General features: G+C 53.9%; 13 protein-coding genes. 5 read left to right on the forward strand and 8 right to left on the reverse strand.

What is annotated here, in order from left to right; translation table 11 throughout:
* Positions 1-229 precede the first annotated feature (229 nt).
* Entirely contained in the window at positions 230-880 is a 651-nt protein-coding gene (locus tag MWU39_RS06610) for a lysoplasmalogenase family protein (RefSeq protein ID WP_247159221.1), read from the forward strand.
* A gap of 11 nt (positions 881-891) precedes the next feature.
* Here MWU39_RS06610 and MWU39_RS06615 read toward each other — a convergent pair whose 3' ends face one another.
* Both MWU39_RS06615 and gyrA read right to left on the reverse strand, forming a co-directional pair.
* Positions 892-1719 (reverse strand): TauD/TfdA family dioxygenase, encoded by an 828-nt coding sequence (locus MWU39_RS06615; protein WP_247159222.1) that lies wholly within the window; start codon positions 1717-1719, stop codon positions 892-894.
* Positions 1720-1781: 62 nt separating this feature from the next.
* Positions 1782-4577, reverse strand: coding sequence for a DNA gyrase subunit A (gene gyrA, locus MWU39_RS06620; protein WP_247159223.1), 2796 nt, complete (start codon positions 4575-4577; stop codon positions 1782-1784).
* A 327-nt stretch (positions 4578-4904) separates the two neighbouring features.
* On the opposite strand from gyrA, the gene MWU39_RS06625 reads away from it, so the two are divergent.
* Positions 4905-6260 (forward strand): hypothetical protein, encoded by a 1356-nt coding sequence (locus tag MWU39_RS06625; protein ID WP_247159224.1) that lies wholly within the window; start codon positions 4905-4907, stop codon positions 6258-6260.
* 76 nt (positions 6261-6336) lie between these two features.
* Here the strand turns inward: MWU39_RS06625 and MWU39_RS06630 are convergent, their stop codons facing one another.
* Genes MWU39_RS06630 through MWU39_RS06645 form a run of 4 tightly spaced genes read right to left on the reverse strand, consistent with a single transcriptional unit; the run spans position 6337 to position 9067 of the window.
* A complete protein-coding gene (locus MWU39_RS06630; protein WP_247159225.1) occupies positions 6337-7056 on the reverse strand; it encodes an NYN domain-containing protein in 720 nt (239 codons plus the stop codon).
* Positions 7057-7096: 40 nt separating this feature from the next.
* Entirely contained in the window at positions 7097-7738 is a 642-nt protein-coding gene (locus MWU39_RS06635; protein WP_247159226.1) for a carbonic anhydrase, read from the reverse strand.
* 34 nt (positions 7739-7772) lie between these two features.
* On the reverse strand, positions 7773-8081 hold the full coding sequence (locus tag MWU39_RS06640; RefSeq protein WP_247159227.1) for a transcriptional regulator: 309 nt from the start codon (positions 8079-8081) through the stop codon (positions 7773-7775).
* Positions 8078-9067: a sodium-dependent bicarbonate transport family permease gene (locus MWU39_RS06645; protein WP_247159228.1), complete on the reverse strand. Its 990-nt coding sequence runs from the start codon at positions 9065-9067 to the stop codon at positions 8078-8080. The genes MWU39_RS06640 and MWU39_RS06645 overlap by 4 nt, the downstream gene beginning before the upstream one ends.
* A gap of 119 nt (positions 9068-9186) precedes the next feature.
* Here MWU39_RS06645 and lipA point away from each other — a divergent pair, with 119 nt between their 5' ends.
* A complete protein-coding gene (gene lipA / locus MWU39_RS06650) occupies positions 9187-10164 on the forward strand; it encodes a lipoyl synthase (RefSeq protein ID WP_247159229.1) in 978 nt (325 codons plus the stop codon).
* A complete protein-coding gene (locus MWU39_RS06655; protein ID WP_247159230.1) occupies positions 10164-10625 on the forward strand; it encodes a type II toxin-antitoxin system RatA family toxin in 462 nt (153 codons plus the stop codon). The genes lipA and MWU39_RS06655 overlap by 1 nt, the downstream gene beginning before the upstream one ends.
* Here the strand turns inward: MWU39_RS06655 and MWU39_RS06660 are convergent.
* Positions 10586-11098: a CinA family protein gene (locus MWU39_RS06660; protein WP_247159231.1), complete on the reverse strand. Its 513-nt coding sequence runs from the start codon at positions 11096-11098 to the stop codon at positions 10586-10588. The two genes, MWU39_RS06655 and MWU39_RS06660, sit on opposite strands and share 40 nt — an antisense overlap.
* A gap of 10 nt (positions 11099-11108) precedes the next feature.
* Positions 11109-12269, reverse strand: a complete 1161-nt coding sequence (locus MWU39_RS06665; RefSeq protein ID WP_247159232.1) for a bifunctional 2-C-methyl-D-erythritol 4-phosphate cytidylyltransferase/2-C-methyl-D-erythritol 2,4-cyclodiphosphate synthase — start codon at positions 12267-12269, stop codon at positions 11109-11111.
* Between the two features lie 77 nt (positions 12270-12346).
* Here MWU39_RS06665 and dusB point away from each other — a divergent pair, with 77 nt between their 5' ends.
* Positions 12347-13363 carry a tRNA dihydrouridine synthase DusB gene (dusB, locus tag MWU39_RS06670; RefSeq protein ID WP_247159233.1) on the forward strand — a complete coding sequence of 339 codons (1017 nt, stop codon included), beginning with the start codon at positions 12347-12349 and terminating at the stop codon, positions 13361-13363.

The raw sequence follows: 13363 nt of genomic DNA on the forward strand, positions 1-13363 counted from the left end.
TCCTTCAGGCCTTCGTGCGGTCGCATCGCTGTGAGGTCGCGCCACTGAACGCGCTTTACCGCTTGTTTGAGGAGGATAGGGTCAAGTTCATGTGCGCTATTGTGTTTGGGCATTTTGCGCTCCCCAGTTGTGTTGCTAATGGTCTAACAAGGTGAGAAATTATTGGCAGTGAAAAGCTTTGGGCACATGTTGCAAGCGACGCAACACTGGACCTTGTTTTGGGATGGAAATGGCAAAAAACGCACTAATCGAGCACCGCCCGTGGTTGTTGGCCAGCGTGATCGCCGCTGGCGCGTATTACTTCCTTTGGAACAATCCGATTGGCGAGATCTATCTCATCGCTTTGAAAGGTGCAGGTGTAGGCTTGCTGGCTGTATATGCGGGGAGGCGGACAAGCGGGGCTGACGGATCAATCTTGGTTGCAGCCCTTGTGCTGTCCGCCGCTGCCGACATGGCTCTGGTTCTCGATATGACCTTGGGAGGTGCTCTTTTCGCCTTGTCGCATATCGTGGCCACCGTTCTCTATTTGCGTAATCGACGGTCGGAAACGACCCGAAGTCAAAGATTGACGGCAATGGCATTGTTGGTGGGTGCCCCGGTGATCTCCTACCTATTGAGTCAGGACATCATGATCGGCATTTACGCTCTTACGTTGGGCGCGATGGCTGCGAGCGCATGGTCCAGCCGTTTCCCTCGATACCGAGTGGGCTTGGGGGCCGTGCTTTTTGTGATGAGTGACTGGCTTATCTTCAGTGAACTTGGACCATTCGATCTGGCACCTCTGCCTGACCTGTTGATCTGGCCCCTCTATTTTGCTGGGCAACTCATGATTGCCACCGGGGTTGTTCAGACACTGCGCGGAGAGCTTCCGGTCCGCTGATATCCCTGCGCTTAGGCAGCAATCGTTGTGCGGTGCAATTCTCGGCGATAGCCTTCGTAACCACCAGTGGCTTTGTGATTAACACTGCGATTGTCCCAGAGTAACAGCATGCCCGGCTCCCATTGGTGCCTGAAAACGAATTCCTCTCGTTCGCACCATTGGTGCAGCTCCATTACGAGCTGAAGCGCTTCTTCCTCGCTCATGCCTTCAATGCCCACAGTATAGCTCAGCGAGCAAAATAGCGCTTCTTCACCGGTTTCAGAATGGGTCTTTACCAAAGGATGCGCTTGCTGGGCCAATGCCGCTTCGCTCGGGCGGATGGCCATGGATCGACCTTTATCGTTGTCGCCATAGAGTCCATTCGGGGCATATCCTCGACGGGCTGAATGGATCGCTGTGAGTCTCCTTAGCTCTGCTTTTCTCTGTTCTGGCAGCGCAGCGAAGGCCGTTATCTGATTGCTAAAAAGCGTGTCACCGCCAACTGGTGGAATATCGATCGCGAGCAAGCATGTTCCCGATGGAGGTTGGGGCAGAAAGCTCCAGTCGCTGTGCCAGTTCTCCGCAAAAAGAGGCGAAACCTCATCGGCCTCGCGCTTAATCGCGGCAATGTTCTTGCGTCCTTCAATCGGATCAAAGAACGGGTCATAGCCAAAGCCACCCATCGCAATGGTGAAGCGTTCGAGAGCGTCATCGTCCATGCATTGATCAGTGAACGCGACGACTCTGTGCTTAAGCCAAGTTGAGCGAATATCAGCGATCAAGTCAGCCGATAGCTCGCCGGACAGATCAACGCCTGAAATCCTAGCGCCACATGATGCGCCGGACGGTTCTACAATCATCGGAGCCTCTCCCATTGCTCAGCTAAAGGATTAGCGGGTTGGGAGAGGCATTCAATGATGGCTCAATCGCCCGTTCCACCGTCGATATTGTTGTCTGAATGTGCAGTTGTATCGGGCGTAGTCTCATCGGCGTTACGGCCGACCATTTCCTCTACAATTGCTTCTTCGGCTTCGTTCTCCGGTTCCTCGGTCTCATCGATCTTTACGGCGCTAACGATGGTTTCGTTCTTCCCGACTGTGAAGAGTCTCACGCCAGCGGAGTTGCGGCCGATCACGCGAAGGCTTTCCAGACCGATGCGGATCAACTTAGCTTGATCTGTCACCAGCATGAGTTGCTGACCGGTTTCGACATTAAAGCTCGCTACCACTGGGCCGTTGCGCGCGATGTTATCGATATTGATTAGACCTTGGCCGCCGCGTCCGATGCGGCGATATTCGTAGGCGCTGGACACCTTGCCATATCCATTGGCGCAGACCGTCAGGATGAACTGCTCTTTCTCTTTGAGCGTTTCGTACCGCTCATCTGCAAGATCAGGCTTGCCCTCTTTTGCACCCTTCCAAGGTGCGAATTTCAGGTATTGTTCGCGCTCATCCGGTGTCGTGCCGGTCGCCGTAAGTGTCGAAAGTGAAACCACTTCGTCACCTTCGGCCAGCTTCATGCCGCGAACACCTGTTGATGTGCGCGAGGTAAAGGATCGAACATCTTCCGCAGCAAAGCGGATGGCTTTGCCCAGACGGGTTGCAAGCAAGACATCATCGCCCGCACCAACAAGGCGAACGCCGATCAGTTGATCGTCGCTTTCCTCGTCAAACTTCATCGCAAACTTTCCGTTCGACGGAATGTTTGTGAATGAATCCATGCTATTGCGCCGGACATTGCCCTTTGCCGTTGCGAATACAACTGACAGCGCACCCCATTCCTCTTCGTCTTCGGGGAGGGGCAGTACGGTCCGGATTGTTTCACCATCATCCAGAGCAGGAAGCATGTTAATGATCGGGCGCCCGCGTGTGGCCGGGCCACCTTCGGGCAGTTTCCAAACCTTCAGGCGATACACTTTGCCGGCAGTGGAGAAGAACAGGACCGGGTTGTGCGTCGAGGTGACGAACATCTCAGCAATGGCATCTTCGTCCTTCGTCGACATGCCTGCACGACCTTTACCGCCGCGGTTCTGCGCGCGGAACGTCGAGAGAGGCGTCCGCTTGATATAGCCGTCAAGCGTAACAGTGACGACCATGTCGTCCCGCTCAATAAGGTCCTCATCATCAAGACCGTCCCAGGCAGGAGCGATCTCAGAGACACGCGGTGTTGCGTAGGTCGCTTTGATTTCCTCAAGCTCTTCGCGCATCACGCCATAGAGTTTGACCCGGTCCGATAGGATTGAGAGCAATTCTTCGATCTGGATCGAGAGTTCTTTCAGTTCGTCACCGATTTCGTCTCGACCAAGCGCCGTCAGACGGTGCAGGCGTAATTCAAGGATCGCTTTAACCTGACGCTCAGACAGTTTGTATGTGCCGCTGGTCTCATCCGCATTCGGTTCGATAGCTTCGACGAGCCTGATGTACTGAGCGATATCGCCAATCGGCCATTCTTTCGCGAGTAGTTTTGCTCGGGCTTCAGCTGGGTTGGAGGCCCCTCTGATCATCGCCACAACCTCATCGAGGTTCGACACAGCGACCACAAGGCCAAGCAACAGATGCGCGCGCTCACGCGCTTTGTTCAGCTCAAACTTGGTTCTGCGAGTGATGACTTCTTCACGGAAGGCGATGAAGCTTTGGATGATGTCCCGCAGCATGAGCGTTTCGGGACGCCCATTGCGAATTGCGAGCATATTTGCCGGAAAGCTCGATTGCGCTGGGGTGTAGCGCCACATCTGATTGAGAACGACTTCGGGCGAAGCATCACGCTTAAGGTCGACAACAACGCGTACGCCCTCACGCGAACTTTCGTCGCGGATGTCGGAAATACCCTCGATCCGCTTTTCCTTCGCGGCATCTGCAATCTTCTCAACCAATCCGGATTTGCCGACTTGATAGGGAATAGAGGTCAACACGATTGATTGACGGTCGCCGCGTTTGGTTTCCACCTCATGCCGGCAGCGCATTAGAATTGATCCACGCCCGGTTGTGTAGGCCGCCTTGGCACCGCTCGATCCCAGAATGAGAGGGGCGGTTGGGAAGTCAGGCCCGGGAATGATCTCAATCAATTGTTCGGTCGTGATTGTCGGATCTTCGATGAATGCGAGGCAGCCGTCTATCACCTCGCCAAGATTGTGCGGCGGAACATTGGTCGCCATGCCGACGGCAATACCACCAGCGCCATTGACCAGCAGGTTTGGAAAGCGAGCAGGCAGAACAGTCGGTTCCTGAGTGCTGCCATCATAGTTGTCAGCGAAGTTGACCGTGTCCTTATCAAGGTCGTCAAGCAGCGTGTTTGCCACACGCGCCAAACGAGCCTCGGTATAACGCATGGAAGCCGGTGGATCCGGGTCCATCGAGCCAAAGTTGCCTTGGCCATCGATAAGGGGAACCCGCATGGACCAATCTTGGGTCATACGAGCCAGCGCATCATAGATCGCGGAATCGCCATGGGGGTGATAGTTGCCCATCACGTCGCCAACGATTTTCGCACTCTTCCGGTATGGCCGCCCAGCGACAAAGCCGCCTTCTTGGCTCGCATATAGGATACGGCGGTGGACCGGTTTTAACCCGTCGCGAACGTCGGGAAGGGCCCGCGACACGATCACGCTCATCGCGTAATCGAGGTAGCTGGTCTTCATCTCATCGACGATGTCGATGCGTTCGTATTCCCCCATTGGTGAAGGGGCGGGGGTTTCGATGATGTCGTTATCGTCGCTCAAAATGCGGGCCGTTTCTTGTTATTTTGTCTACGAAATTGAATGTAGGGTTTGTGGTGTCAAACCTCCATGGACAAAGCAGAACATAAGGGGTTCAAATGCACCTTTTTCCACACTTCCCGCAAAATAGCGGCTTTATGCAAGCCAAGCCCAAAAATTCGGAACCTAAACGCTGTATCCCGTTTCCATTCAAAGGCTGTTCAGCCCGTTTGGGCTACACAGAATTGCAAATCTGAGCGCATGCGTCCAAATGCATCGCCAGAAACCAATCCATCCGCGTACCTACGCATTGAGAGCGCGGAACCCAAATACCCCCAGGAGGTAACACGAATGCAGCTTTTCACTTTGCGCAAACGCGCTTCCAATCTCGCGTTCGCCATCGCTCTTGCGACTGGCTCAGCCGTGGTCGCCACAGCCGTTTATCCGGCGGAGGCCCAGGCGCAGCGCAAGAAGAAAAAAGACAGTAAGAGCGAAGGTGGCGGCTACGCCAAAGAATTTGTCGCTGTTTATCAGCCGCTCAATGAAGGCGTAAACGCTGAAGGTGCCGATGTTGCTGCTTATAAGCCGCAGCTTCAACAGCTCATTCCACTTGCGAAATCGCAGGACGAACAAATTGCTGCAGGCGGACTGATCTTCAACTCGGGCATCAAACTTAAGGATCAAGCGCTACAGCTTAGTGGCATGGAGCTCATGCTCGCGAGTGGTAAGGTTCCGGTTGATCAGATCGCTCGCTACAATTTCATCGCTTATCAGCTTTCAAACGCTGCAAGCGATTTCCCGAAAGCGCGCAATTATCTGCAGCAGGCGATCAACTATAATTTCAGCACCGAGAGCATTGGTGCAGCTGACCTGCAGATCGCCATGGCGGAAAGCTATTTTTCCGCGAATGAGCTTCGCGAGGGTCTGGCGTTTCTCAAGGACGCCATCAGCGCTCGGAAATCGCAAGGTCAAGACGTTGCAGAGCAGTGGTATCGCCGCGGCCTGACGGTAGCTTACAACAACCAGATCACTCCTGAGGTGTACGATTTCACAGCGATGTGGATTGAAGCATTCCCGTCATCTACGAATTGGCGTGACGCGGTGAATCTGACGCGTAACCTCAATGAATACGAGCCGCAATTGCTGCTCGACTTGCTGCGTCTTTCGAAGGCCGCAGGCGCGCTTCAGGAAAAGAACGACTATGTGCTTTACGTTGAAGCTGCAGATGCACGCCGACTTCCGAAAGAAGTCAAAGACCTGATTGAGCAGGCTTACGCTACCAATTCGGTAAGCCGAGACGACATCTATGTTGCTGACGCTTTGACAACCGCAAATGGGCGTATCGCTAGCGACCGTGCTGATCTTCCCGCACTTGAACGCGATGCTGCTGCATCCAATGCTGGTCTGAGGACTGTCGTCGCTGCGGCGAGCGCATTTTACAGTTATGGCCAGTACGACAAGGCCGCCACATTCTATCAGAAGGCTCTGACGATGCCTGGCGTGGATACTGCTGAAGCTCTCACTCGCCTAGGCATGTCTCAGGTCGGTCTTGGTGACTTTGCGGCGGCTCAAGAAACTTTGGCTAAGGTTGAAGGCAAACGCGCCCCGATCGCCCAACTGTGGAGCTCATTTGCCGCTGAAAAGGCAGGGCCATCTCAGTCGGATGGGCCAAGCCTCGGTGAACTCATGGGGGCCAGCACTCAGTAAGCTGTCACATAATTTGAATTAGGAAAGGGCGCCCGGCTGTTCACCGGGCGCCCTTTTTCGTTCATTTGCCGACGCGTTAATGCAGGCGCTTCACATACACTTGATTGCTATCGCGCCGTTCAACCTTGAAATTGTCGAGAGACGCGAACAGGTCGGAAAGGCTCTTGTACCCGTAGTTTCGGACATCGAAGCTTGAACGATTTCCAGCGATTTGACCGAGTTGCTGAAGTTTGGCCCAGCCATCATCATCGCGCTTCGCTTCGCGGTATGCTGCCGATATCAACTCGTCCAAGTCGCCCACGTTCGCCTTTGTTTCGCGACCGTTCTTTTGTCTCGTGGCATCGTCTGACGTCGCCGCAATTAGCTCATCAATGTACAAAAACCGGGTGCAAACTGCCTGAAAAGCTGGTGGCGTCTTCTTCTCACCAAACCCATACACAAGAATACCATCCTGTCGCAGGCGTGTGACCAAAGGAGTGAAATCGCTATCAGAGGTCATGATACCGAATCCATCAACCTTGCCCTGATAAAGCAGATCAATCGCGTCAATTGTCATAGCCATGTCGGTCGCATTTTTGCCTTTCGACACGTCAAATTGCTGCTGAGGACGGATGCCATAAGTATTGGTGATCTTGTCCCAGCGCGACAGATTATCCTTCGCAAAATTGCCGTAAGCGCGGCGGATATTCACCTGACCAAGCTCCGCCATAACGGTCAAAACTGGATCGATTCCTTGCGGTGTCGTGTTATCTGCGTCGATCAGCAGGGCGATGTTTTTGAGTTCACTATCTGACATGCTGACCTAACTGCTCTTGTCCAAAGAATGGTGCAAAGGCTTAATCTTCCGGCAGAAATTCGCCTGTGTCCTCATCTAGTGAGTAGAGGACACCTTCCTTGATTGAGAAATGTGCTCCGCGGAGCTTCAAGCTTCCATCTCGTTCTTTATCGGCAACCCATGGGAAACTGCGAAGGTTTGTGAGGCTCTGGCGAATTGCTGCGAACTCCATCGCGAGTTCAGCTTTGCGTCCCTCTGTTCCGTGTTTGCGGGCGACAGGTTCACGCGCTTCATCCAGCAAAGTGATCCAATCAGCGAGAAAACCGCCGTCGCCCGGATCCGTGCCGGCAAAGTCTTGCCGTAAAGCGGCTTTGCAACCGCCGCACCTACCATGCCCCATCACGAGGATTTGTTTTACCTCAAGCATCTGCACAGCGAATTCCACCGCCGCAGAAACGCCGTGCTGACCCGGCGATTTTTCAAAAGGTGGAACAAGCGCTGCGACATTGCGAACAACGAAGATTTCACCAGGATCTACGTCAAATATCTGCGCCGGATCCACTCGGCTGTCTGAGCAACCGATAATCATCAATTTGGGATGCTGCCCCAAAGCGATCGTCTCTTCAAAACGCTCTCGTTGACGCGGATAGGTATCTTCGCGAAACCGGCGATATCCTTTTAGAAGTTCAGCAAACTCAGGCACACTATTCCTCCCAAACGTCAGGAGATCGCAGCGCCTAGAAGCGTTCCCCTCGGATCACCTGCACGTCCCACATGCTGAAGATGAAGCCATACCGTGTAAGCATGGGAGCAAGCGTTTCGGCAAGGGCTGAGGCCTTATCTTCCGCAGCTATGGTCAAAACAAACACTTTATCTGTCCCCATAACACGTTCTTCGCGCCATGCGCCTTCGCGGCCTTTGCCGCTTGTGACGGGGACAATCGTCCAACCTGTGATGCCAGCTTTCTCAATCGCGTCGGTCACACGCTTTTGCAGCTGTGTATCAGCCAGAATTTCGATACGTTTTCTGGTGACTGTTTCGATCATGGTGCGATGCCTCCGCTTCCAGCCAGGTAGGCCGCGAATGCGCTGATAATGCCAATGTTGATGAGCACGTTAAAGGGGAAAGTGATGCTGAGAGACATCGTAAGGTAGATACCTGGATCAGCTTCAGGCAATGCCAAACGCATCGCTGCCGGAACGGCGATGTAGCTGGCGCTTGCACACAGCACACCCAAGGCTGCTGCCGATCCAGAATCCAATCCGATCCCGACACCCAAAGCAGCGCCAATTACGCCATTTACGAGTGGCAGGAAGATTGCGATCGATGCCAGACGCCAAGTAATAGCGCGCGAATCCATCATCCTACGGGCTGCGATTAGCCCCATATCCAACAGGAAGATGCAAAGCACGCCCTTGAAGCCAGTCTCAAAAAACGGGCTAACAGGCTCAAAGCCTGCAGGCCCCCCAATCATCCCGATTGCGAATGCCCCTAGCAACAAGACAATAGATGAGTTCGTAAAGACCTCGTGGAACATCTCGCCAGTGGTCTGACCGCCTTCATCACTGCTTCCGAGACCTCTTGCGAGCAGCAAGCCAGAGAGGATCGCGGGCGCTTCCATCGCTGCCATTACCGCAACCATATAGCCGCCTGGCTCGCGCGCTTGTCCAGTTAGAATTTCAACAGCGGTGACAAAAGTCACAACACTGATCGAACCGTAATGCGCTGCCACTGCTCCGGAATTTATTCGATCCAGCTTGCCGAAAGTTTTTAGGACAGCATAGGCGAAGAAGGGCAAAAGGAAGCCTGCGACGATACCAGTTCCAAGCGCGGATAGGACCGTTCCATCAATTCCCGACTCAGCAACCGCCACGCCCCCTTTGATACCAATCGCGGCCATCAAATAGAGCGACATCGCCTTTGCAATGGCTTCTGGTATCGCAAGGTCCGAGCGTGCAAAGGCCGCCAAAAGGCCCAAGACGAAAAAGAGGACGACGGGGGAAGTGAACGTCTGGATCGCAGTGTCAAACATAGAAGCTCCGGTACACGCGACTTTGTTGCATGAAAAGCAAAAGGACTTGCGGCGTTTTTGTTCCTTCTAGGGCGTTTCTTACTCTGCTCCGGCTTGCGGTGGACAGAGGGGAAGCCTAAATGGGCGGAATGAACGATCTCGCAAATTCACCGAAGCCAGAAAAGGGTTCTGCCAAAGCGGAAACTCGACCGGAGCGCCAGCGTAAACCGGATTGGATTCGCGTTAGGGCCCCCGTGAGCAAAGGGTATCATGAGACGCGCAAGCTGATGCGCGATCTCAATCTCAATACGGTTTGTGAAGAAGCAGCTTGTCCGAATATCGGAGAATGCTGGACACAAAAACATGCGACTGTGATGATCCTTGGCGATGTCTGCACGCGGGCATGTGCGTTCTGTAATGTGAAGACGGGTATGCCGCGTGCCGTCGATCCGATGGAGCCTGAAAACACCGCGATTGCGGCAGCCAAGATGGGCCTAAAGCACATCGTGATTACAAGTGTCGATCGGGATGACCTTCCCGATGGCGGGGCAGGGCAGTTTGTAAAAGTCATTGAAGCGCTTCGTCGGAATACTCCGGAAACAACAATTGAAATCCTGACACCAGATTTCCGCGGCAAAATGCGTGCCGCCGTTGAGGCGATTTGTGAAGCTGGTCCGGATGTCTACAATCACAATCTGGAGACCGTGCCACGCCTCTATCCTACCATTCGCCCGGGCGCTCGGTACTACGCGTCGTTGCGCCTGCTCGAAGAAGTGAAGGCCCATAACCCTCTAATCTTCACAAAATCTGGCATCATGCTCGGTCTTGGAGAGCAAAGGCTCGAGGTGCATCAGGTTATGGATGACATGCGCAGCGCTGAAGTCGACTTCATCACCATGGGTCAGTATCTTCAGCCGACGCCCAAGCACGCTGCCGTGGAAGAGTTTGTCACGCCAAAGGCTTTCAATGCATATGGTTCGATTGCTCGCGCAAAAGGCTTTTTGCAGGTGGCCTCAAGCCCTCTGACACGCTCCAGTTATCATGCAGGCGATGATTTTGCGGTGATGAAAAAGGCGCGTGAGGAAAAGCTTCGCAAACGGGACAAGCTGAGCATCTGATGCCCGGAATTCGCGAGACGAGACAGCTGCCATATAGTGCAGAACAGATGTTTGATCTGGTGGCTGACGTAGCCCGTTATCGCGAATTTCTACCATGGGTGATTGCGACACGAGTTCGCTCGAATTCGGATACAGAGATGGTCGCGGATATGGTCGTGGGCTTTAAGAGTTTGCGTGAAAGTTTCACGTCCAAAGTCTCGAAAGATAGGCCACACGAAATCACAGTCCATTACATCGATGGGCCACTATCCGACCTTAATAACGTTTGGACTTTCCGATCGACCGATGTGGGCGCATGTGAACTCGATTTTCTGGTCGATTTCAAATTCAAGAACCGAATGTTTGAAAAGATCGCTGGTCAGTACTTTGACCGGGCATTTCGCAGAATGGTTGAGGCGTTTGAACGGCGCGCCGCTGAGCTCTACGGCAGCAACAATTCAAGCGCGCAAATCGTCGCCTGATGCCGGATAGAGGCTCGGCCTCCTTCGCCTTCACCACCATCGAAATGTTTGAGTTCGCCCTCTGGTTCGCCATCTTTATTGCGGTAGGCCCGAGCAAATACGACCGTCCCCACAGGCTTTAACTGTGTGCCTCCACCTGGACCTGCGACCCCGCTGATCGCGACTGCTACGTCTGCATTTGAGTTCTTCAGCGCCCCAGCAGCCATCGCCCAAACGCATGCGATGGAAACCGCTCCAAATGTCTCGATAATATCCTGAGCCACACCGAGGCATTCCATCTTGGATTCGTTGGAATAGGTAACAAAACCACGATCCAATACGGCAGACGATCCCGCAATCTCGGTAAGGGCAGCTACAACGAGCCCTCCGGTGCAGCTTTCTGCGAGCGCGACCGTCCTGCCGGCCTCAATGTTTTCTGTGACAACACGGGCCGCGAGTGCATCGATATCGGCGGGTAATAGGTTGCTGGTCATTGCTTGTCCTTCAGGCGCTCTTTGTAAGGCCGACAATCGCCTGCGCAGCGATGCCTTCTTCGCGGCCAGTAAAGCCAAGCCTTTCGGTCGTAGTCGCTTTAATACTGACGACAGTTTCGTCCGTTCCCGTGATCTCAGCAACTCTTGTACGCATCTGTGGTCTATGAGGCCCGATCTTGGGTGCTTCGCAAATGATAGTCAGATCAATGTTGCCGATCGCATATCCCGATTCACCCGCCAACTTAACGGCGTGTGCCAGAAACTGATCTGAACGTGCGCCGGACCATTGAGGGTCGCTTGGAGGAAAGTGTGTTCCGATATCACCATTGCCGATTGCACCTAATACTGCATCCGTGATGGCATGCAGAGCGACATCAGCATCGGAATGACCAGAAAGACCTTTGTCGTGTTCCAATTTAATCCCGCAAAGCCAAAGCTCTTCGCCAGCTTGCAAGCGATGCACATCGTACCCTTGTCCAATTCGGTATTGCGGTGCAGCCATTGGTTCAGAAAAGTCCTCGGCAAATGTGATTTTTTTAAGTCTTTCATCACCGTCAACCAAAGCAACTGAACCGCCGCTGGCTGAAAGCACCTGTGCGTCATCGCCCGCATTTGGTTGTCCGCGCCATGCGCGGTGAGCCGCAACTACATCAGCGAACCGGAATGCTTGCGGCGTCTGAACCCGGCGAAGCGTGTCACGATCCGCTTTTCCGTCCATGACATTGCCTTCACCACAAACAGCGAGGCTATCGACGACAGGCAGGGTGGGTATCGCCCCCGGATGCGTTTCCAGCGCCCTTAGAAGCCGCTCAATCACCTCTTGTGGCAAGTCAGGGCGCGCTGCATCATGGATCAACACGTATTCCGGTGGAAGGCTCACAAGGGCCTCAAGTCCTGCCATTACGGACTGCTGCCTCGTTTTTCCGCCGTCTACGATCATAAGCGCGTCATTGGATCCAGCTGCGTGCGATGCCTCATCGTGCATCCCCTTTGGCGCCACGACTACGATCCGGTCGCAACCCGCATTCAACAGTGCTTTCACAGAGTGCCGCAAAACTGGTTTTCCGCGCCATTCGCGAAATTGTTTCGGTTTTTCTCCGCCGACACGCAGCCCTTTTCCTGCGGCTACGATAATTGCCGCGAATTCTGGGACAGGGGCTTGGTTATTCATGATGTCGTCGCGCTTAGGGTCTGGACGGATTTTCCGCAATGCACTATGCGCTGCACAAAATTTAGGCATTCCCTGACATGACAGCTTACCCGAACCCTCCGACTATGAAGCCAATCCAGATTGGCAATATTGAAATCGCGCAGCCCGTCGTGCTTGCGCCGATGACGGGCGTGACAGATATGCCGTTTCGTACACTCGTGCGGCGTTATGGCTCTGGCCTCAACGTGACTGAAATGGTCGCGAGCGAAGCAGCCATTCGAGAAACACGACAGTCCGTTCAGAAGACTGCTTGGGACCAGATCGAAGAGCCTGTTTCCATGCAATTGGTCGGCTGCGATCCTGACAGTATGGCGGAAGCTGCCAAATTGCAGGAGGGCAACGGAGCGGCGATCATCGATATCAATTTTGGTTGTCCGGTTCGCAAAGTTGTCGGGCAACTCGCAGGAAGCGCCCTGATGCGCGAACTTCCTCTGGCTACGAAACTTATGGAAGCGACTGTGAATGCAGTAGATGTTCCCGTGACAGTGAAAATGCGTATGGGATGGGATCACTCAAGCCTGAACGCTCCTGAGATGGCGCGCATTGCGGAAGATCTCGGCGTAAAGATGATCACAGTGCACGGCCGCACACGGAACCAAATGTATAAGGGCAGTGCAGACTGGTCTTTCATCCGGAAGGTGAAGGAGGCGGTGTCCATTCCAGTCATCGTCAATGGAGACATTTGTACAATCGATGATGCCTCGAAAGCACTGGAGCAGTCTGGAGCAGATGGCCTGATGATCGGGCGCGGTTCATACGGAAAGCCTTGGTTGCTTGGCCAGATCATGCATTGGTGGCGCACGGGAGAAGGCATCACCGCCCCAGACTTTGATGAACAGTATCAAGTTCTCGTAGAGCATTACCATCGGATGCTGGATCATTACGGCCGTGATGTCGGGACCAAGATCGCTCGGAAACACATAGGTTGGTATACCAAGGGTATGCATGGATCGGCAGACTTCCGAAATAAGGCGAACTTTATCGATAATCCTGATGACGTGCTCGGGGAAATTGAGCGCTTCTATGAGCCGTTCCTTCATCGCCGGGCGGCGTAG

Source organism: Erythrobacter sp. F6033 (genome assembly GCF_023016005.1).
Classification (GTDB): domain Bacteria; phylum Pseudomonadota; class Alphaproteobacteria; order Sphingomonadales; family Sphingomonadaceae; genus Erythrobacter.